Genomic DNA, 18,258 nt, shown 5'->3' with positions numbered 1-18,258 from the left:
TTAGCCCGCGCTTTACATGATGTAAGACTTTGACAACCCGCGCACGCGTGAGGCCCCCTGCCTCCACCGGCGCCCGAACACGACAAGGTCACGTACAACCGTGAAGACGACGATGATGTTCCACAACATAGCCAACCCGCGGCGCACGACGCTGGCGCACCTCGAGGACGCCGACGCCCTGCAGACCCCGGAGCAGGAGCACTCCGTCGACCTCCCGGCGCAGACCGCGAACCCCAGGCGCACCATCCTCATGGAGATCCCCGCCACGGCCTCCGTCGCCCGGTAGTACGCGCGCCGGCCCCGGATCATTCAAGGCGCCCGCACCCGAGGTAATGCGCGAGGCACCTGCCCCCTGCCGCGTTAGCCTGGAGCGTCAGACTCCAGCCGGCTCAAGTGAGGGGCGCAGGGATCCCGTGCGCATCGCCAGATTCTCCATCGACGGGAACGTCGCCTTCGGCGCGGTCGAGGGCGACAAGCCTGACGAGCTCGTCCTCGACATCATCAAGGGCATCCCGTTCGCGGACTTCGAGCTCTCCGGTACGAAGGTCCCGCTCGGCAAGGTGAGGCTGCTGCCGCCGGTGCTCCCCAACAAGGTCGTGGCCTTCGGCCGCAACTACGCCGAGCACGCCCGCGAACTCGGCCACGAAGTGCCGGACGCCCCGTTCGCCTTCTTCAAGCCGTCCACCGCGGTGATCGGTGCCGGCGACGAAATTCAGTACCCGTCCTTCACCGAGGACCTCCACCACGAGGCCGAACTGGCCGTCGTCATCGGCCGCATGTGCCGTGAGGTCCCGCGCGAACGCGTCAAGGACGTGATCTTCGGCTACACCTGCGCCAACGACATCACCGCCCGCGACGTCCAAAAGCGCGAGAAGCAGTGGGCGCGGGCCAAGGGCTTCGACACCTCCTGCCCGCTGGGCCCCTGGGTGGAGACCGGCCTGGACCTCGAGAAGGCGTCCGACCTGACGATCCAGCTCACCGTCAACGGCGAACAGCGCCAGCTCGGCCGCACCAGCGAGATGATCCACCGGATCGAGGATCTGATCGTCAACATCTCCGAGGCCATGACGCTGCTCCCCGGCGACGTGATCCTCACGGGCACCCCGGCAGGGGTCGGCCCCCTCAACGTCGGCGACGAGGTCGCCGTCACCATCGAAGGCATCGGCACTCTCACCAACAAGGTTGTCAAGCGTGGCTAGCGCACCCGTCCGCGTACGTTTCTGCCCCTCGCCCACCGGTAACCCCCACGTGGGCCTGGTCCGCACCGCCCTGTTCAACTGGGCGTTCGCCAAGCACCACCAGGGCACGCTCGTCTTCCGCATCGAGGACACCGACGCGGCCCGCGACTCCGAGGAGTCCTACAACCAGCTGCTCGACTCGATGCGCTGGCTGGGCTTCGACTGGGACGAGGGCCCCGAGGTCGGCGGCCCGCACGCGCCGTACCGCCAATCGCAGCGCATGGACCTCTACAAGGAGGTCGGCCAGAAGCTCCTGGACGGCGGTTACGCCTACCACTGCTACTGCTCCCAGGAGGAGCTGGACAGCCGCCGCGAGGCCGCCCGCGCCGCCGGCAAGCCGTCCGGCTACGACGGCCACTGCCGCGCGCTGACCGACGCGCAGGTCGCGGAGTACAAGGCCCAGGGCCGCGAGCCCATCGTCCGCTTCCGTATGCCCGACGAGACGATCACCTTCACGGACCTGGTCCGCGGCGAGCTGACCTTCACCCCGGAGAACGTCCCGGACTACGGCATCGTCCGCGCGAACGGCGCCCCGCTGTACACCCTGGTGAACCCGGTCGACGACGCCCTGATGGAGATCACCCACGTCCTGCGCGGCGAGGACCTGCTCTCCTCCACGCCCCGCCAGATCGCCCTGTACAAGGCGCTGACGGAGCTGGGCATCGCCAAGCAGATCCCGCAGTTCGGCCACCTGCCGTACGTGATGGGCGAGGGCAACAAGAAGCTGTCCAAGCGCGACCCCCAGTCGTCGCTGAACCTCTACCGCGAGCGCGGCTTCCTCCCCGAGGGCCTCCTCAACTACCTCTCCCTGCTCGGCTGGTCGCTCTCCGCCGACCAGGACATCTTCACGATGGACGAGATGGTCGCGGCCTTCGACATCGCGGATGTGCAGCCCAACCCGGCCCGCTTCGACCTCAAGAAGTGCGAGTCGATCAACGGCGACCACATCCGCCTGCTCGACGTGAAGGACTTCACGGAGCGCTGCGCCCCCTGGCTGAAGGCCCCGTTCGCCCCCTGGGCGCCGGAGGAGTTCGACGAGACCAAGTGGCACGCGATCGCCCCGCACGCCCAGACGCGCCTGAAGGTCCTCTCCGAGATCACGGACAACGTCGACTTCCTCTTCCTCCCGGAGCCGGTGTTCGACGAGCCGAGCTGGACCAAGGCGATGAAGGAGGGCAGCGACGCGCTCCTGACGACCGCCCGCGAAAAGCTGGACGCGGCCGACTGGACCTCCCCCGAGTCCCTGAAGGAGGCCGTCCTGGCCGCCGGCGAGGCCCACGGCCTCAAGCTCGGCAAGGCCCAGGCCCCGGTCCGCGTCGCCGTCACCGGCCGCACGGTCGGCCTGCCCCTCTTCGAGTCCCTCGAGGTCCTGGGCAAGGAGCAGACGCTGGCCCGTATCGACGCGGCGCTGGCCAAGCTGGCCGCATAGCGCGTTCACCACAGGGCGGCGTCCGGTTCGGGCGCCGCCCTTCGCGTGTCCGCGCAGAGGTCACCCGGAGTCCACCCCTCCGGGCAACCGTCGCTTCCGTGGTGGACGTTGGATGCTCCCTGCGCACCCTGTTACGTGGGGAGGGAACGTGACTCGTTCACGAAGACTTGCCACGGTGGCGCTCACCGGGGCGGTGGCGCAGGGCGGCCCCACGAAGTCCCGCCCCTGGCAGCCCGTGTGGCAGCTCAACAGGCCCGCCGACTGGACGCTCACCCTTGACCAACAGCGGCGGCACCGCGGGCGCCGCCGTCCGCGCCGCCTGGGACGGCTTCGGACCGATGGCCGCCGCGTCACCGTCACGTACACCTGGAAGCTGACCGCCCAGCCGCACGACGAGGTGGGCCCCCGCCCTCACGGTCACCGGCACGACCGCGGTCAACTGACGGACAGCCTCCTGCCGTCCGGGTTACCGTCGGATCATGAGCATTCGGGCCGTGGTCTGGGACGTGGACGACACCCTCTTCGACTACACCGCGGCCGACCGCGCCGGAATGCGCGAGCACCTGCTGGCCGAGGGCCTGCTCGACGGGTACGAGACCGTCGATCAGGCCCTCGTGCGCTGGCGGCAGGTCACCGATCAGCAGTGGGCACGGTTCTCGGCGGGGGAGGCGACCTTCGAGGGCCAGCGGCGTGATCGCGTACGGGTCTTCCTGGGCGAGGAGCTGACGGACGCCGAGGCGGAGGCGTGGTTCCGGCGGTACATCACGCACTACGAGGCCGCCTGGGCCCTGTTCCCGGACGTCCTGCCCGTCCTGGACGCCCTCGCGACCAGTCATCGGCACGCCGTCCTGTCCAACTCCAGCCTCGTCGTCCAGGACCGCAAGCTCCGGGTGCTCGGGGTCCACGACCGGTTCGAGGCGATCCTGTGCGCCGCCGAGCTCGGCATCTCGAAACCGGAGGCCGGCGCCTTCCACGCCGCCTGCACGGCACTGGAGCTCGCCCCGCACCAGGTGGCGTACGTCGGTGATCACCCGGAGATCGACGGGCGGGGTGCCGCCGACGCCGGACTGCTGTCGGTGTGGATCAACCGTGACGGCGTGTACACCAGCGATGACGCCCCCGGCGGGCCGCAACGGATCGCCTCCCTCGCCGAACTCCCCGCGCTCCTCCGCGCGGATACCCGTTTTGGAGCCCCGTCCACCTTCGGGTAATGTTCTTCCTGCGCCGCCGGAGAGCGGGCCGAAAGGCCGGAATCCGGGGGAGCAAACTAGAACGACATCGCCCTCAGGGGCTTGCGTTCCAGTGGCCTATGGTGTAATTGGCAGCACGACTGATTCTGGTTCAGTTAGTCTTGGTTCGAGTCCAGGTAGGCCAGCTCGCAGAGCTCATCTGCGTCGCGGATCTCATCCGCAAAGCCCCCGTTGTGTAGCGGCCTAGCACGCTGCCCTCTCAAGGCAGTAGCGCCGGTTCGAATCCGGTCGGGGGTACAGATCCTTCCCGCGAGGACGGCTCGGGTAGCTCCCACCGACTTCGATGCAGGATCGCTAGGGCCCCCGTTGTGTAGCGGCCTAGCACGCCGCCCTCTCAAGGCGGTAGCGCCGGTTCGAATCCGGTCGGGGGTACTGACTGGTCTAAACCACATTGGTCTATGGTGTAATTGGCAGCACGACTGATTCTGGTTCAGTTAGTCTTGGTTCGAGTCCAGGTAGACCAGCTCGGACCTGCGGAAACGCAGTGTCCAGGCCCCCGTTGTGTAGCGGCCTAGCACGCCGCCCTCTCAAGGCGGTAGCGCCGGTTCGAATCCGGTCGGGGGTACAAAAACGAAGGCCCTCCGCTCAGGCGGAGGGCCTTTCGCTGCGTCTGGGGCTTTCCCGGGCCCCTCAACCGGGCGTACGCCAGCAGCAGTTGAGGGACCGGTCGTAGGTGGGCCGGGGGGCGACGGCTCCCCGTCGGTCAAGAACCTGCCGCGGCGTTGAGGCTGGTCCTGTTCCGGCGGGGGCACGACGCCCCGCGACTGATCAGCCCGAGCGGCGCAGGGCCTCGGAGAGACGGGCTGCCGCGTCGATGACGGCCTGGGCGTGCATACGGCCGGGGTGGCGGGTGAGGCGCTCGATGGGGCCGGAGACCGACACGGCGGCCACCACGCGGTTCGACGGGCCGCGTACCGGCGCGGAGACGGACGCGACGCCCGGCTCCCGCTCGCCGATCGACTGGGCCCAGCCTCGGCGTCGTACGCCGGAGAGGGCCGTCGCCGTGAAGCGGGCGCCCTGCAGGCCCCGGTGCAGGCGCTCCGGCTCCTCCCAGGCCATGAGGATCTGTGCCGAGGAGCCCGCCTTCATCGTGAGCGTCGAGCCGACCGGGACCGTGTCCCGCAGGCCGGACAGACGCTCCGCCGCGGCGACGCAGATGCGCATGTCGCCCTGGCGGCGATAGAGCTGTGCGCTCTCGCCGGTCACGTCGCGGAGGTGGGTGAGGACCGGGCCCGCCGTGGCGAGAAGGCGGTCCTCACCTGCCGCCGCGGCCAGTTCCGAAAGGCGGGGGCCGAGAATGAAACGGCCCTGCATGTCACGCGCCACCATGCGGTGGTGTTCCAGAGCCACGGCCAGTCGATGGGCCGTGGGTCGTGCCAGTCCGGTGGCCGAGACGAGCCCTGCGAGGGTGGCCGGACCGGACTCCAGGGCGCTCAGGACAAGGGCTGCCTTGTCCAGAACGCCGACGCCGCTACTGTTGTCCATGAAACGATACTCGCGTCTCACTCTGTGAAACGCAAGTTCAATTTTCCGTGGAACACGCCACTCTGGAAGAACGAAGGCAGAGCGGCCCGTAAACCAGAGCGGGCCTGGCGGCGGACGCCCGGAAAGCAGGGGCGCGGGCGCAGGTCGCCTTCTCAAGATCTCTAGTTGGGCCGGCAGACCGTAAGCCGGCCGGAGGGAAAGCGATGGGTAGGACACTCGCGGAGAAGGTCTGGGACGACCATGTCGTCCGGCGCGCCGAGGGCGAGCCCGACCTCCTCTTCATCGATCTGCACCTGCTGCACGAGGTGACCAGCCCGCAGGCCTTCGACGGCCTCCGCAAGAGCGGTCGCCAGGTGCGCCGGCTCGACCTGACCATCGCCACCGAGGACCACAACACCCCGACCCTCGACATCGACAAGCCCATCGCGGACCCGGTCTCCCGCGTCCAGCTGGAGACGCTGCGCAAGAACGCCGCCGACTTCGGTGTGCGCCTGCACCCGCTGGGCGACGTGGAGCAGGGCGTCGTGCACGTCGTCGGACCCCAGCTGGGACTGACGCAGCCCGGCATGACCGTCGTCTGCGGTGACTCGCACACCTCCACGCACGGCGCCTTCGGCGGTCTGGCGTTCGGTATCGGTACCTCCCAGGTCGAGCATGTGCTGGCCACCCAGACGCTGCCCATGGCCCGTCCGAAGACCATGGCCATCACGGTCAACGGCGAACTGCCCGAGGGCGTCACCGCCAAGGACCTGATCCTGGCGATCATCGCCAGGATCGGCACCGGCGGCGGCCAGGGCTACGTCCTGGAGTACCGCGGCTCCGCCATCGAGAAGCTCTCGATGGAGGCCCGGATGACCATCTGCAACATGTCGATCGAGGCCGGCGCCCGCGCGGGCATGATCGCCCCCGACCAGACCACCTTCGACTACCTCGAGGGCCGTCCGCACGCCCCCAAGGGCGAGGACTGGGACGCGGCCGTCGCGTACTGGAAGACGCTGAAGACGGACGAGGGCGCCGAGTTCGACGCCGAGGTCGTGATCGAGGCCGCCGAACTGTCGCCGTTCGTCACCTGGGGCACCAACCCCGGCCAGGGTGCGCCGCTTTCGGCGGCCGTCCCCGATCCGGCTTCGTACGAAGACGCTTCGGAGCGCTTCGCCGCCGAAAAGGCCCTGGAATACATGGGGTTGGAGGCCGGTCAGCCGCTGCGCTCCATCAAGGTGGACACCGTCTTCGTAGGCTCGTGCACCAACGGCCGCATCGAGGACCTGCGCGCCGCCGCGGAGCTCGTGAAGGGCCGCAAAGTCGCCGACGGCGTACGGATGCTGGTCGTCCCCGGCTCCGCGCGGGTGGGTCTGCAGGCCGTTTCCGAGGGTCTGGACGTCGTCTTCAAGGAGGCCGGCGCCGAGTGGCGGCACGCGGGCTGCTCGATGTGTCTGGGCATGAACCCCGACCAGCTGGCCCCGGGTGAGCGCTCCGCGTCCACCTCCAACCGCAACTTCGAGGGCCGGCAGGGCAAGGGCGGTCGTACGCACCTGGTGTCGCCGCAGGTCGCGGCGGCCACCGCGGTCCTGGGCCACCTGGCCTCCCCGGCCGACCTGTCCGACGCCGAGACCCGTACGCCCGCTGGAGTCTGATCAGCCATGGAAGCATTCACCACGCACACCGGCCGGGCCGTCCCGCTGCGCCGCTCCAACGTCGACACCGACCAGATCATCCCTGCTCACTGGCTCAAGAAGGTGACCCGGGACGGGTTCGAGGACGGGCTTTTCGAGGCCTGGCGCAAGGACCCGGAGTTCGTGCTCAACCGCCCCGAGCGCGAAGGCGCCACGGTGCTGGTCGCCGGTCCCGACTTCGGCACCGGTTCCTCCCGTGAGCACGCCGTGTGGGCGCTGCAGAACTACGGCTTCAAGGCCGTCATCTCCTCGCGTTTCGCGGACATCTTCCGCGGCAACTCGCTCAAGAACGGCCTGCTCACAGTGGTTCTGGAGCAGAAGATCGTGGACGCGCTGTGGGAGCTCACCGAGCAGGACCCGCAGGCCGAGGTCACCGTCGACCTTCAGGCCCGTGAAGTGCGCGCCGAGGGCATCACCGCCTCCTTCGAGCTGGACGAGAACTCCCGCTGGCGGCTGCTGAACGGCCTCGACGACATCTCGATCACCCTGCAGAACGAGGCCGACATCGCCACCTACGAGGCGAAGCGGCCGTCCTTCAAGCCGCGCACCCTTCAGTCCTGATCCCAGGGCCTGACCCCGAGGCGCGAGCCGAGACTTCGAAACAAGGCCACTTTCGGCCACCACAACACCCCCGCAGTACCCCCGATCAGCCCGATCGGGGGTACTGCCATGTCTGCACCCGAACGGCCCTGCGCCGCTCGCCGGTGGCGCTCAACTTCCCACGTTACGAAGGATGTTGAAGGGGTACGCGAGTGTTGTCATCGCGGCTTCCGCAAGTGCCCGGAAGGCCATTTGAGGCCGGAGTTGCACCCCTGGCAGGCGACAACTCGCCCCAGATGGCACAATCTGTGCATGGAACACGACGGCCAACTCGAGCTCTATGCGGCAGTCGCGGACCAACTCAAGGAAGCGCATGGAAGGGTGCGCGCACTGCAAGTCCCGGAGGGCGTACGGATGGCGCTGACCCGGAAGCTGCTGGTCATTACGGCCGCGGCCAAGCACGACGTCGCCGAAGCGACAAGGCGTCTGGAGCGGTTCATGGCGGACCTCGACGCGGGGCGATTCCCCGAAGAGGAACGCTGAAACACCTTCGAGACTGTCGAGTCTGTTGCGGCACAAGGGTGATTAGCCCGTTTCGTGTTTGATTTGCGGTATATATCTGCCTAACGTGCGAAAAAGCTTGAACACTTTCGTTCTGGCGATGTCTCCGAAGGGGAAGACGTGAACAAGGCGCAGCTCGTAGAAGCGATTGCCGACAAGATGGGCGGCCGCCAGCAGGCCGCCGAGGCTGTCGACCACGTACTGGACGCCATCGTCCGCGCGGTCGTCTCGGGTGAGCGGGTCTCCGTCACCGGCTTCGGTTCGTTCGAGAAGGTCGACCGGCCTGCTCGCTACGCCCGTAACCCTCAGACGGGCGAGCGGGTTCGGGTCAAGAAGACCTCCGTTCCGCGCTTCCGTGCGGGTCAGGGCTTCAAGGACCTGGTGAGCGGCTCGAAGAAGCTCCCCCGGGGCGGCGAGGTCGCCGTCAAGAAGGCGCCCAAGGGCAGCCTGACCGGTGGTGCCTCGGCGACGGTCAAGAAGGCCGCCGCGAAGAAGACCACCAAGGCGGCGGCGAAGAAGACGACCGCGAAGAAGACGACGGCCAAGAAGACCACGGCTGCCGCCAAGAAGACCACCGCGAAGAAGACGACGGCCAAGAAGACCACGGCTGCCGCCAAGAAGACCACCGCGGCGAAGAAGACCACGGCCAAGAAGGCGACGGCCAAGAAGGCCCCGGCGAAGAAGGCGACCGCCAAGAAGGCGCCCGCAAAGAAGTCGACGGCTCGCAAGACCACGGCCAAGAAGGCCACCGCCCGCAAGAGGTAGAACTGCGGGTCACAGGTAGAACCGCAGGGCACTCACGCGCCGGGCCGGACTCCGAGTGGAGTCCGGCCCGCGGCGCGTTCTAGAGCGTCACCAGCGTGATCCGCAGGGCCTCGCCGTCGCCTTCCGTCTCGATACGGACCCGCTGCCCGGGGCGCAGCAGCCTCAGGCCGCCCGCGTCGAACGCCGGGGCGTCGAAGGAGACGGGGGTGCCGTCGTCCAGGAGGACGCTGCCGGAGCGGGTGGCTTCGTCGTAGGTGTAAGCGGTGGCCTGCATGGTTGCAACCCTACGACGGGTTGTGGTTCGGGTGCGGTGCGGTGAGCAGACGTGCAGCGGCCGCCGTCGTTCGCGGGCCCACGCCCAGGGCCAGTGCGGCCCGCAGATCCTCGCCGGTGTCCACGTCCTGGCGTACGGAATCCACCTCGTCGAGGCAGAGTTCCGCTGCCCCCGACTCACGATGGCGGGCCCGGGAATCCTCGCCGAATGCCGGCCGCAATTCATGTCCGGGGGCAGCGGCCAGCAGAGTGGTGCCGATTGTCGCGGCGTCCGGGAGAAAAGCGCGGGAAAATTCCGCCGCCGCGTCCAGGACGCGGGCCAATTCCAGCGGGCGCAGGGCGGGGAGATCGGCGTTCAGGGCCGCCACGGGGCTTTCGGGACGGGATGACCGTACGAGTGCCGCCGCGTGTGCCAGTGCCGCGTTCAGGCCGCCGCCGGGCTCGTCGGGGACGATGTGCGCGCCAAGTGCGCCCAGCTCGCGGCCTGCCAGTGTGTCGCCCGTGACGACTGCCACATCCTTCACCGCCGGGCAGGCCAGCGCCGCCACCACGGTGTCCTGGGCGAATGCGAGGGCCAGGCCGGGGCGCAGCCCGTCCGAGGCGGTGTCCGAGAGCCTGCTCTTCGCCCGCGCCAAGGGTTTCAGGGGTATGACCAAGGTCCACTGCACGCGCGTTCCGTCCCTCTCTAGTCGCGGCCATTGTCACTCAGCCGTCACCGGGGCCATGTGGCAGCCGCGGCAATGGGAGGGGTGCGAAGCTCCATGCAAGGGTGGGGGCGGGAGACGGGCGGGCGTACGGTGTTCTCGACAGACCGGCGGCCTGGGGCGACACTTGTGCGGCTCCCGGGTCCGATGTCCTTGATTCCTAGAGGAAGGTGCTCCGCGTGCCCCGCCGCAGAATCGGCTTCTGGTACCGCTTCGCAGCGGTGCTCTGCAAACCGCCGCTGGTGGTTCTGATCAAGCGGGACTGGCGTGGAATGGAGCACATTCCGGCCGAGGGCGGATTTATCACCGCGGTGAACCACAATTCGCACATCGATCCCTTCGCGTACGCGCACTTTCAGTACAACACCGGCCGGGTTCCGCGATTCCTGGCGAAGAGCGGGCTTTTCAAGAAGGGATTCGTCGGCGCCGCGATGCGCGGTACCGGCCAGATCCCCGTCTACCGGGAGACCACGGACGCGCTGAGTGCCTTCCGCGCCGCGATCGACGCCGTGGAGCGCGGTGAATGCGTGGCGTTCTATCCCGAGGGCACCATCACCCGGGACCCGGACCAGTGGCCCATGACGGGCAAGACCGGTGCCGCACGCGTCGCCCTGCAGACCAAGTGCCCGGTGATCCCCGTAGCGCAGTGGGGCGCCAACGAGTTGCTGCCGCCGTACGCCAAGAAGGCCGACGTCCTTCCGCGCAAGACCCACCGGGTGCTCGCGGGTCCGCCGGTCGACCTCGTGCGCTTCTACGACAAGGAGATGACCCCGGAGTTGCTGAAGGAGGCGACCGAGGTCATCATGGCCGCCGTCACTCGCCAGCTGGAGGAGATCCGCGGCGAGAAGGCGCCCGAGACGCCGTACGATCCGCGTCAGGAGCGCATCGAGCAGCGGCGCCGGACCGCCGCGCAGAACCAGCAGACGCCGGTCCAGCCCAAGGCCGGGCAGGAAGAGGGGCAGGGCACGTGAGCAAGCCCGTCAAGGCGGCCGTCATGGGCACCGGATCGTGGGGCACCGCCTTCGGCATGGTCCTCGCCGACGCGGGCTGCGAGGTGACCCTGTGGGCCCGCCGTCCCGAACTCGCGGAAGCGGTCAACTCCACCCGTACGAACCCCGACTACCTCCCCGGCGTCGAGCTCCCGGAGAACCTGCGGGCGACGCCCGACGCCGCCGAGGCCGCGCACGGCGCCGACTTCACCGTCCTCGCGATCCCCTCGCAGACGCTGCGCGGCAACCTCGCCGAGTGGACCCCGCTCCTCGCGCCCGGCACGGTCCTCGTCTCACTGATGAAGGGTGTCGAACTCGGCTCCGCGATGCGGATGAGCGAGGTCATCGACGATGTCGCCAAGGTCGGTTCGGACCGGATCGCCGTGGTCACCGGACCGAACCTCGCCCGTGAGATCGCCGCGCGGATGCCCGCCGCGGCCGTCGTCGCATGCACCGACGAGGCCGTCGCCCAGCGTCTCCAGGCCGCCTGTCACACGCCGTACTTCAGGCCGTACACCGAGACCGACGTGGTGGGCTGCGAGCTGGGCGGTGCCGTGAAGAACGTCATCGGGCTCGCCGTCGGCATCGCGGACGGCATGGGGCTCGGCGACAACGCCAAGGGCTCGCTCATCACGCGCGGCCTCGCCGAGACCGCGCGGCTCGGAGTCCGGCTGGGCGCCGACCCGCTGACGTTCGCCGGACTCGCCGGCCTCGGCGACCTGGTGGCGACCTGCTCCTCTCCGCTGTCGCGCAACCACACCTTCGGCACCAACCTCGGCAAGGGCATGACCCTGCAGGAGACCATCGCGGTCACCAAGCAGACCGCCGAGGGCGTCAAGTCCTGTGAGTCCGTGCTGGATCTGGCCCGCCGGCACGGCGTCGACATGCCCATCACCGAGACGGTCGTCGGCATCGTGCACGAGGGCAAGCCGCCCGTGGTCGCCCTGAAGGAGCTCATGTCGCGCAGCGCGAAGCCCGAGCGACGCTAGGCGCTCCGCTGGGGGCACCGGGCGGGTCGTTGTCCGGGTGCGGCCCGGTGGGGGCTGGTGGCGCAGTTCCCCGCGCCCCCAGAAAGGGGCGCTGCGCGAACCGCCAGCCGTCAACGGACGCTGACTCCGGCCCCTACCACCGGGTACCCTCAACGCGATATGAGCACCGAGAACCTCCCCCAGAGCCCTGACCAGCAGCCGCGCAAGCCGCGCGTGGCCGTCGTGTTCGGCGGCCGCAGCTCCGAGCACGGGATCTCCATGGTCACCGCCGGCGCCGTGCTGCGTGCGATCGACCGGACGAAGTACGACGTCCTGCCGATCGGCATCACGCAGAGCGGCCGCTGGGTGCTCACCGCCGACGAACCGGAACGCATGGCGATCACCGAGCGCCGTACGCCCAACGTCGAGGAGCTGGCCGAGTCGAGCGAGGGCGGCGTGGTGCTCCCCGTCGACCCGGCGAACCGCGAAGTCGTCTACACCGAGCCCGGATCGGTCCCCAAGGCGCTGGGCGAGATCGACGTCGTCTTCCCGGTGCTGCACGGGCCCTACGGCGAGGACGGGACCCTCCAGGGCCTCCTGGAGCTCTCCGGGGTGCCGTACGTGGGCGCGGGAGTGCTCGCCTCGGCCGTCGGCCAGGACAAGGAGTACATGAAGCGGGTGTTCACCTCGTTCGGGCTCAAGGTGGGCCCGTATGTGGTGATCCGGCCCCGCGAGTGGGAGCGGGACGAGTCCGCCGCCCGCAAGAAGATCATCGACCTCGCCGGCGACCACGGCTGGCCCCTCTTCGTGAAGCCCGCGCGTGCGGGTTCGTCGATCGGCATCACCAAGGTCGAGGACCTGTCCGGCCTGGACGAGGCGATCGCCGAGGCCCGGCGGCACGACCCGAAGATCCTCGTCGAGGCAGCACTGCGCGGCCGTGAGATCGAGTGCGGGGTGCTGGAGTTCGAGGACGGCCCGCGCGCCTCCGTCCCCGCCGAGATCCCGCCGCCGGACGCGCACGCGTACTACGACTTCGAGGCCAAGTACATCGACTCGACGCCGGGGATCGTGCCGGCGCCCCTGACGCCGGAGGAGACGGCGGAGGTCCAGCGCCTGGCGGTGGACGCCTTCGAGGCGGCTTCGTGCGAGGGGCTGGTGCGGGCGGACTTCTTCCTCACCGAGGACGGGGAGTTCGTGATCAACGAGATCAACACGATGCCCGGTTTCACGCCGATTTCGATGTACCCGCAGATGTGGCAGGCGAGCGGGATCAGCTACCCGGACCTGGTGGACCGGCTGATCGAGGCGGCTCTGCGCAGGTCGACGGGTCTGCGGTAGGAGCGGGACGGTTCCGGTCGGTTCCCGTCAGACCCGCACAGTTCAGTTGGCGATCCCCTCGGGGATCGCCTTCTTGATCGCCGGGGCCAGATCGATCAGCACACCCGAGCTGTCCCGGCCCTCCGGCACGCTGACCTCGACATACGCGAGACGACTGGCGGTCGTGAACCGGTACCCGCCGTCGTCCTGCTTCTCCATCAGCCATTTGACGTCTTCCACGCCACCGGCCACCGCGTCCGGATCCCGGCCCTCGGCCACCTTCGGATCGACCATCTTCGGCGGCTGCGGTACACCGCACCGCAGTATGATCGCCGAGTCCCCCCAGCCCGCGGTCAGCGCGGACGCGGGCGAGGGGTCCTCACGGCTCTCACCGTCCACCTTGGCCGGCAGCACCTTGTCGAGGTTCCGGCACAGTTGCCCGGCCTTCGCGCCGGGGCTGGGAACCGCCGCCGACGCGCTGCCGTCTGCTGATGAGCAGCCCGCTGCGGTGATCAGCAGGACGAGCGCGGGCAGCCCGAGGACAGAAATGTGCCGGTGACGCAAAGAGTTCACCGGCCAAGGGTAGACGGGGGCTACAGATGTACGACCGGGCAGGTCAGGGTGCGGGTGATGCCGTCCACTTGCTGGACCTTGGCGACCACCAGACGACCCAGCTCGTCGACGGTGTCGGCCTGGGCGCGCACGATGACGTCGTACGGTCCTGTGACGTCCTCGGCCTGGATGACTCCAGGGATCTTGCTGATCGTCTCGGCGACGGTCGACGCTTTGCCGACCTCCGTCTGGATCAGGATGTACGCCTGTACCACGGAACCTCCAGGGCGGCCACGAGGATCATGTGGGGAAAAGGAACGCCACGGTATCGCGTCGCCGCTCGCCGCGGGGAGACCTGCGGTGGCCGGGGCTTGCGCGCCGGGGTGCAGGCACGACAGAAGTTGACGTACACGTCGACCGTAGCGAGGACAGTAGTGACGCGCGACCGGGTGCGGACAGGGACAGAAGGGGCGTAAGGGCAATGAAGGGCACTGTTGGTGAGCTCGGCGAGTTCGGGCTCATCAGGGAGCTCACCTCCCGTCTGACCACCACCCCGGCGGTCCGGGTCGGCCCGGGCGACGACGCCGCGGTGGTGGCCGCGCCCGACCGCAGGGTGGTCGCCAGCACCGACATCCTGCTGGAGGGGCGGCACTTCCGCCGCGACTGGTCCACGGCGTACGACGTGGGCCGCAAGGCCGCCGCGCAGAACCTCGCGGACATCGCCGCCATGGGCGCGGTGCCGACGGCGCTGCTGCTCGGCCTGGTGGTCCCCGCCGAACTCCCGGTGACCTGGCCGACCGAGCTGATGGACGGCCTGCGCGACGAGTGCCAGGTCGCGGGTGCCTCCGTGGTCGGCGGGGACGTCGTACGGGGCGACACGATCATGGTGTCGATCACCGCGCTCGGCGATCTGCGCAACCAGGAGCCCGTGACCCGGGCGGGCGCGCAGCCCGGCGACCTCGTCGCGGTGACGGGCTGGCTGGGCTGGTCCGCGGCCGGATACGCCGTGCTCGCCCGCGGTTTCCGCTCGCCGCGCGCCTTCGTCGAGGCACACCGGCGCCCCGAGCCGCCGTATCACGCGGGTCCGGCCGCCGCCGGGCTCGGCGCGACCGCGATGTGCGACGTGAGCGACGGGCTGATCGCCGACCTCGGGCACATCGCCGAGGCCAGCAAGGTCCGTATCGACATCCGCTCGGGTGCGATCGACATCCCCTCCCAGATGAACGACATCGGCCAGGCCGTCGGCGTCGATCCCATGCAGTGGGTGCTGACCGGGGGAGAGGACCACGCGATCGTGGCGACCTTCCCGCCGGACGTGAAGCTGCCGGCCCGCTGGAAGGTCATCGGCGAGGTCCTCAACCCCTCGGCGCTGCCCCAGGTGACGGTGGACGGGGCACCGTGGACCCGCAAGGGCGGCTGGGACCACTTCGGAGGGGACATCGAGTCATGATCGCCAACGTCCTTACGGTCGCCGGCTCCGACTCCGGCGGCGGCGCGGGCATCCAGGCCGACCTGAAGACGATGCTCGCGCTCGGCGTGCACGGCATGAGCGTGATCACCGCTGTCACCGCCCAGAACTCCCTTGGTGTGCAGGGCGCTTGGGAGCTGCCTGTGGAGGCGGTGCGGGCCCAGTACCGCAGCGTCGTCGACGACATCGGCGTACAGGCGGTCAAGACGGGCATGCTCGCGTCGGCCGAACTCGTCGAGACGGTGGCCGAATTGATCGCCGGCACCGACGTGCCGGCCGTGATCGACCCGGTGGGCGTGTCCAAGCACGGCGACTCGCTGCTGGCGGCGTCCGCGCTGGATTCCGTACGTACGAAGCTGCTGCCGGTGGCGACCGTGGCGACCCCGAACCTCGACGAGGTGGCTCAACTCACCGGAGTGCACGTCGAGGCGGAGGACGACCTCAGGCGGGCCGCGGCGGCCGTGCTGGCGTACGGGCCGCGGTGGGTCGTGGTGAAGGGCGGCCATCTCGCGGGCGACGCCGTGGATCTCCTCACCGACGGCTCCGAGGAGCACTGGCTGCGGGCCCCGCGCCACGACAACCGCCACACCCACGGCACGGGCTGCACCCTCGCCTCCGCGATCGCGTCGCATCTCGCGAAGGGGCTGTCGGTGCCGGATGCGGTGGCGGCCGCCAAGAAGTACGTCACGGGCGCCATCGCCGCCGGTTTCGCACTCGGCGGGGGGATCGGGCCCGTGGATCACGGCTGGGCGCTCACGCGGGGTAGCACGGCCCGTTGACCCCGCGGGGAATCTTGCCTCGCGCACGGTGAAAAGGCCGGTCCACGGGCATGCAAAAAGCCGGTCCACCCTGCGGTGGACCGGCTTACTGCAGCGAACCAGCTGTGGCCGCGCGCTTTAGCTGTGCGTCAGCGCGAGACCTTGCCGGCCTTGATGCACGAGGTGCAGGCGTTCACGCGCTTCGGCGTCCCGCCGACCACGGTACGCACGCGCTGGATGTTCGGGTTCCAGCGACGGGACGTACGGCGGTGCGAGTGCGAGATGTTGTTGCCGAAGCCCGGCCCCTTGCCGCAGACGTCGCAGTTGGCAGCCACGGGTCACTCCAAAGACTTCAGATGCTCTTACGGATAATCCCGGCATGCCGGGATCGAGATCTACGATGAGAGATCTGAGTGGCGTTGCCAGGGGAACGGCCCGATTTTCATCGGGCAACCGGAGCAGCATACAACGACTGCGCCAGTCCAACGAAACTACCATGCCTGATCAGGGGCCCGCTCCCGGCCCGCTTCCGGCGCGCACCGTCCCTGGGTCTACGCTGCGTGCCACGGTCGGCAGCTCAAGGAGGCGCAGGTGGCGCAGGTGCCGCAGACATTCTTCGATGCTCTCGCGGTGCGCACCTGGTGCGGCCTCGCGCTCGACTCACTCGGCCGGGCGCGTGAGGAGATCGACGCGATCAACGTCTATCCCGTGGCCGACGGGGACACCGGGACGAACCTGTACCTGACGGTGGAGTCGGCGGTCGCGGCGGTGGAGGCCGTGTTCGCCGCGTACGAGGTCGGCAAGCCCACCCTGGCGGACGCCGCCCGAGCGATGGCGCACGGGGCCCTGATCGGCGCCCGGGGCAACTCCGGGACGATCCTCGCCCAGCTGCTGCGTGGCATGGCTCAGGTGCTCGCCGCCGAAGGTGAGTCGGCTCACACCGATGGCACCGGCCTCCGCCTCGCCCTGCGGCAGGCCGCGGACGCCGCCCGCCAGGCCGTGGCCCACCCCGTCGAGGGGACCGTCCTCACGGTCGCCTCGGCAGCCGCCGACGCGGCCGACGGGGCCCCGCACGACGACTGCGGGGCCGTCGCGCGGGCCGCCTACGAGGGCGCGCGCGTGGCGTTGGCCGAGACGCCCGGGCAACTGGCGGTCCTGGAGCGGGCGGGGGTCGTCGACGCCGGCGGACGGGGGCTGCTGGCGGTTCTGGGCGCGCTGGTGGAGACGTTCACGGGGGAGGCGGCGGCCCCGGTGGCCCACCAGGCCTCCGGAACGCACGCGCGCGTGCAGAGCGGTTCACCCGGTGACGGGACCTCCCTCGCCGACGTCGAGGACTGCACCGACGTCGTCGCGGCGGGCGCGCCCGCCTTCGAGGTGATCTACCTGCTGGAGGCCGAGGACGCGGCCGTGGCGCGGCTGCGGGGGCGGCTCGACGCCCTCGGGGACTCGCTTGTGATCGTCGGCGGTGACGGGCTGTGGAACGTGCACGTGCACGTCGACGACGCCGGGGCCGCTGTGGAGGCCGGCGTCGAGGCGGGGCGGCCGTACCGGATCCGGATCACCCACTTCGGTGCCGGGGACGTGCACACCACCGGTGCCGAGCGGCCGCCCCGGGAGCGTGCCCAGCGTGCCGTCGTCGCCGTCGTGCCCGGCGAGGGCCTGGCCGGGCTGTACAGCGAGGCCGGCGCGACCACGGTCCTCGCGCGCCCGGGGGAGCCGCCGGCGAGCGGGGAGCTCGTGCAGGCCGTACGGCGTGCCCACGCGCGTGAGGTCGTGCTGCTGCCCAACGACGCCGAACTGCGCCACACCGCCGCCGCGGCGGCCGAGCAGGCCCGCACGGAGGGCATCCGCGTGGCACTGATCCCCACCCGCTCCGCGGTCCAGGGCATCGCGGCGCTCGCCGTGCACGAGCCGGACCGCCGCTTCGACGAGGACGTCGTGTCGATGACCTCGGCGGCCGGCGCGACCCGCTACGCCGAGGTCGCCGTCGCCGAACGCCAGTCCTGGACCATGGCCGGCATCTGCCAGGCCGGCGACGTCCTCGGCCTCATCGACGGGGACGTGGCCGTGATCGGGACGGACGTCACGACCACCGCCGGGACGGTCCTCGACCGGATGCTCTCGGCCGGCGGTGAACTCGTCACCCTCGTCCTCGGCGACGAGGCGCCCGAGACGATCGCCGAGCACCTCGAAGCACGCGTGCGTGAGTCGTATCTCGCCGTCGACACCGTGGTGTACCGGGGCGGGCGGCAGGGAGCGCTCCTGCTCATCGGCGTGGAGTAGCGCCA

At 69.7% G+C, this 18,258-nt stretch carries 20 protein-coding genes and 5 tRNA genes; 19 read left to right on the top strand and 6 right to left on the bottom strand.

Annotation, left to right across the window (positions count from 1 at the left end):
* Positions 1-100: 100 nt before the first annotated feature.
* The 9 genes from ACWGDB_RS17200 to ACWGDB_RS17160 all read left to right on the top strand — a co-directional run bounded on the left by ACWGDB_RS17200 (position 101) and on the right by ACWGDB_RS17160 (position 4,482).
* Positions 101-286, top strand: a complete 186-nt coding sequence (locus ACWGDB_RS17200; protein ID WP_453823189.1) for a hypothetical protein — start codon at positions 101-103, stop codon at positions 284-286.
* A gap of 127 nt (positions 287-413) precedes the next feature.
* Complete coding sequence (locus tag ACWGDB_RS17195; protein WP_453823188.1) at positions 414-1,199, top strand: fumarylacetoacetate hydrolase family protein; 786 nt, start codon at positions 414-416, stop codon at positions 1,197-1,199.
* Positions 1,183-2,667: a glutamate--tRNA ligase gene (gene gltX, locus ACWGDB_RS17190; RefSeq protein WP_453823187.1), complete on the top strand. Its 1,485-nt coding sequence runs from the start codon at positions 1,183-1,185 to the stop codon at positions 2,665-2,667. Before ACWGDB_RS17195 ends, gltX begins: the two co-directional genes overlap by 17 nt.
* 479 nt (positions 2,668-3,146) lie before the next feature.
* On the top strand, positions 3,147-3,878 hold the full coding sequence (locus ACWGDB_RS17185; protein WP_453823186.1) for an HAD family hydrolase: 732 nt from the start codon (positions 3,147-3,149) through the stop codon (positions 3,876-3,878).
* A 92-nt stretch (positions 3,879-3,970) separates the two neighbouring features.
* Positions 3,971-4,042, top strand: a tRNA-Gln gene (locus ACWGDB_RS17180).
* A 39-nt stretch (positions 4,043-4,081) separates the two neighbouring features.
* Positions 4,082-4,154 (top strand) — tRNA-Glu (locus ACWGDB_RS17175).
* Positions 4,155-4,216: 62 nt separating this feature from the next.
* A tRNA-Glu gene (locus ACWGDB_RS17170) sits at positions 4,217-4,289 on the top strand.
* A gap of 20 nt (positions 4,290-4,309) precedes the next feature.
* Positions 4,310-4,381: transfer RNA gene (locus tag ACWGDB_RS17165), tRNA-Gln, on the top strand.
* A gap of 28 nt (positions 4,382-4,409) precedes the next feature.
* Positions 4,410-4,482: transfer RNA gene (locus tag ACWGDB_RS17160), tRNA-Glu, on the top strand.
* 203 nt (positions 4,483-4,685) lie between these two features.
* Here the strand turns inward: ACWGDB_RS17160 and ndgR are convergent.
* On the bottom strand, positions 4,686-5,402 hold the full coding sequence (gene ndgR / locus ACWGDB_RS17155) for an IclR family transcriptional regulator NdgR (protein WP_369273628.1): 717 nt from the start codon (positions 5,400-5,402) through the stop codon (positions 4,686-4,688).
* A 203-nt stretch (positions 5,403-5,605) separates the two neighbouring features.
* Between ndgR and leuC the strand changes: the two genes are divergently transcribed.
* The 4 genes from leuC (at position 5,606) to ACWGDB_RS17135 (ending at position 8,941) form a co-directional block, all read left to right on the top strand.
* Positions 5,606-7,036, top strand: a complete 1,431-nt coding sequence (gene leuC, locus ACWGDB_RS17150; RefSeq protein WP_453823185.1) for a 3-isopropylmalate dehydratase large subunit — start codon at positions 5,606-5,608, stop codon at positions 7,034-7,036.
* 6 nt (positions 7,037-7,042) lie between these two features.
* Positions 7,043-7,636, top strand: coding sequence for a 3-isopropylmalate dehydratase small subunit (leuD, locus tag ACWGDB_RS17145; RefSeq protein WP_383607442.1), 594 nt, complete (start codon positions 7,043-7,045; stop codon positions 7,634-7,636).
* 291 nt (positions 7,637-7,927) lie between these two features.
* Positions 7,928-8,158 carry an SCO5555 family protein gene (locus ACWGDB_RS17140; RefSeq protein WP_328878980.1) on the top strand — a complete coding sequence of 77 codons (231 nt, stop codon included), beginning with the start codon at positions 7,928-7,930 and terminating at the stop codon, positions 8,156-8,158.
* Positions 8,159-8,296: 138 nt separating this feature from the next.
* Positions 8,297-8,941, top strand: coding sequence for an HU family DNA-binding protein (locus tag ACWGDB_RS17135; RefSeq protein WP_383607441.1), 645 nt, complete (start codon positions 8,297-8,299; stop codon positions 8,939-8,941).
* 79 nt (positions 8,942-9,020) lie between these two features.
* Here the strand turns inward: ACWGDB_RS17135 and ACWGDB_RS17130 are convergent, their stop codons facing one another.
* Both ACWGDB_RS17130 and cofC read right to left on the bottom strand, forming a co-directional pair.
* Positions 9,021-9,215: a hypothetical protein gene (locus ACWGDB_RS17130; protein WP_453823184.1), complete on the bottom strand. Its 195-nt coding sequence runs from the start codon at positions 9,213-9,215 to the stop codon at positions 9,021-9,023.
* A gap of 10 nt (positions 9,216-9,225) precedes the next feature.
* Positions 9,226-9,882, bottom strand: coding sequence for a 2-phospho-L-lactate guanylyltransferase (cofC, locus tag ACWGDB_RS17125; RefSeq protein WP_453823183.1), 657 nt, complete (start codon positions 9,880-9,882; stop codon positions 9,226-9,228).
* 215 nt (positions 9,883-10,097) lie between these two features.
* Between cofC and ACWGDB_RS17120 the strand changes: the two genes are divergently transcribed.
* From ACWGDB_RS17120 to ACWGDB_RS17110, 3 genes are all read left to right on the top strand, one after another.
* Positions 10,098-10,889, top strand: a complete 792-nt coding sequence (locus tag ACWGDB_RS17120) for a lysophospholipid acyltransferase family protein (RefSeq protein ID WP_453823182.1) — start codon at positions 10,098-10,100, stop codon at positions 10,887-10,889.
* Positions 10,886-11,896, top strand: coding sequence for an NAD(P)H-dependent glycerol-3-phosphate dehydrogenase (locus ACWGDB_RS17115; protein WP_328422990.1), 1,011 nt, complete (start codon positions 10,886-10,888; stop codon positions 11,894-11,896). The genes ACWGDB_RS17120 and ACWGDB_RS17115 overlap by 4 nt, the downstream gene beginning before the upstream one ends.
* 159 nt (positions 11,897-12,055) lie before the next feature.
* Complete coding sequence (locus ACWGDB_RS17110; protein WP_453823181.1) at positions 12,056-13,213, top strand: D-alanine--D-alanine ligase family protein; 1,158 nt, start codon at positions 12,056-12,058, stop codon at positions 13,211-13,213.
* A 42-nt stretch (positions 13,214-13,255) separates the two neighbouring features.
* Here the strand turns inward: ACWGDB_RS17110 and ACWGDB_RS17105 are convergent, their stop codons facing one another.
* Both ACWGDB_RS17105 and ACWGDB_RS17100 read right to left on the bottom strand, forming a co-directional pair.
* Positions 13,256-13,765: a DUF3515 domain-containing protein gene (locus ACWGDB_RS17105; RefSeq protein ID WP_453823180.1), complete on the bottom strand. Its 510-nt coding sequence runs from the start codon at positions 13,763-13,765 to the stop codon at positions 13,256-13,258.
* A 20-nt stretch (positions 13,766-13,785) separates the two neighbouring features.
* Positions 13,786-14,019 carry an Lrp/AsnC family transcriptional regulator gene (locus ACWGDB_RS17100; protein ID WP_383243292.1) on the bottom strand — a complete coding sequence of 78 codons (234 nt, stop codon included), beginning with the start codon at positions 14,017-14,019 and terminating at the stop codon, positions 13,786-13,788.
* Positions 14,020-14,225: 206 nt separating this feature from the next.
* Between ACWGDB_RS17100 and ACWGDB_RS17095 the strand changes: the two genes are divergently transcribed.
* Complete coding sequence (locus tag ACWGDB_RS17095) at positions 14,226-15,194, top strand: thiamine-phosphate kinase (RefSeq protein WP_328422982.1); 969 nt, start codon at positions 14,226-14,228, stop codon at positions 15,192-15,194.
* Positions 15,191-15,991, top strand: coding sequence for a bifunctional hydroxymethylpyrimidine kinase/phosphomethylpyrimidine kinase (gene thiD, locus ACWGDB_RS17090; RefSeq protein ID WP_453823179.1), 801 nt, complete (start codon positions 15,191-15,193; stop codon positions 15,989-15,991). Before ACWGDB_RS17095 ends, thiD begins: the two co-directional genes overlap by 4 nt.
* 128 nt (positions 15,992-16,119) lie before the next feature.
* Here thiD and rpmB read toward each other — a convergent pair whose 3' ends face one another.
* Entirely contained in the window at positions 16,120-16,305 is a 186-nt protein-coding gene (gene rpmB / locus ACWGDB_RS17085) for a 50S ribosomal protein L28 (protein WP_003993230.1), read from the bottom strand.
* Positions 16,306-16,561: 256 nt separating this feature from the next.
* On the opposite strand from rpmB, the gene ACWGDB_RS17080 reads away from it, so the two are divergent.
* Positions 16,562-18,253 carry a DAK2 domain-containing protein gene (locus ACWGDB_RS17080; RefSeq protein WP_453823178.1) on the top strand — a complete coding sequence of 564 codons (1,692 nt, stop codon included), beginning with the start codon at positions 16,562-16,564 and terminating at the stop codon, positions 18,251-18,253.
* Positions 18,254-18,258 lie beyond the last annotated feature (5 nt).

It is taken from the genome of Streptomyces sp. NPDC055013 (genome assembly GCF_053608645.1).
This window is presented reverse-complemented; position numbering and strand designations above follow the sequence as displayed.

What these genes read in the sequence shown, in the direction of transcription:
- ACWGDB_RS17185 (WP_453823186.1), top strand. Translation starts at nt 3,147, where the DNA reads ATGAGCATTCGGGCCGTGGTCTGGGACGTGGACGACACCCTCTTCGAC.
- ndgR (WP_369273628.1), bottom strand. Translation starts at nt 5,402, where the DNA reads ATGGACAACAGTAGCGGCGTCGGCGTTCTGGACAAGGCAGCCCTTGTC.
- leuC (WP_453823185.1), top strand. Translation starts at nt 5,606, where the DNA reads ATGGGTAGGACACTCGCGGAGAAGGTCTGGGACGACCATGTCGTCCGG.
- leuD (WP_383607442.1), top strand. Translation starts at nt 7,043, where the DNA reads ATGGAAGCATTCACCACGCACACCGGCCGGGCCGTCCCGCTGCGCCGC.
- ACWGDB_RS17140 (WP_328878980.1), top strand. Translation starts at nt 7,928, where the DNA reads ATGGAACACGACGGCCAACTCGAGCTCTATGCGGCAGTCGCGGACCAA.
- ACWGDB_RS17130 (WP_453823184.1), bottom strand. Translation starts at nt 9,215, where the DNA reads ATGCAGGCCACCGCTTACACCTACGACGAAGCCACCCGCTCCGGCAGC.
- ACWGDB_RS17110 (WP_453823181.1), top strand. Translation starts at nt 12,056, where the DNA reads ATGAGCACCGAGAACCTCCCCCAGAGCCCTGACCAGCAGCCGCGCAAG.
- ACWGDB_RS17095 (WP_328422982.1), top strand. Translation starts at nt 14,226, where the DNA reads ATGAAGGGCACTGTTGGTGAGCTCGGCGAGTTCGGGCTCATCAGGGAG.
- thiD (WP_453823179.1), top strand. Translation starts at nt 15,191, where the DNA reads ATGATCGCCAACGTCCTTACGGTCGCCGGCTCCGACTCCGGCGGCGGC.